The sequence below is a fragment of the Sphingobacterium phlebotomi genome, from assembly GCF_008180195.1.
GTDB lineage: Bacteria > Bacteroidota > Bacteroidia > Sphingobacteriales > Sphingobacteriaceae > Sphingobacterium > Sphingobacterium phlebotomi.
On record NZ_VTAV01000049.1, the window covers coordinates 1 to 630 of the forward strand.

1 protein-coding gene is annotated in these 630 nt (G+C 41.6%); it reads right to left on the bottom strand.

Annotated features, from left to right (window positions below):
* Positions 1-630, bottom strand: a 630-nt coding sequence (locus FXV77_RS21905) for a glycerophosphodiester phosphodiesterase (protein ID WP_148921376.1), incomplete at both ends; no start/stop codon positions are given.

The window sequence follows — 630 nt, forward strand, 5'->3', positions numbered from 1 at the left end:
TTGAAACCTTCCTTTTTTGCCTTTTTAATCATATCCCTCGTTGTGCCTTCCAGCCGACAACCTATCCGGTTAATATCCAGTTCTTTCGCTTCTGCCATAAGATCTTCAGACAGACCCACCGATTTAAGCAATACCAAGGTAGCTTCTGCATGATTCGCCTTGAGATAGCGCAATGGTCTTTTATCAAATGATGTCAACACATAATCAGATCCCTGCGGAACGGATTCATAAACTTTACTATACACCTGATCACAGTAATATTTTAGTGTTTCCTCATCATACTCCGGCTTTTGGGTCTTCATTTCAAACTCGATATACAACCCTGGTTTGTCTTTAAAGAAAGCTACTGCTTCCTCCAATGTAGGAATAGGATTACCTTTCAACGTCTGAAGTTCCTTAACCTCCTTCAGTGTCAAGTCCTCTATAGGTCTATCGATGCCCACGGTCCTTTTCATGCTCGGATCATGTATGAGTACAAGGTGCTTGTCTTTGGTAAGCCGAATATCCAGTTCGAAACCTCTTGCCCCCTGTTTATAGGATTCTTGAAAGGCATACATGGTATTTTCATCGTATTCGTACGAACCACCCCTATGCGCAAATATTTTAACTTCTTTTTGCTGCGCAAACGAA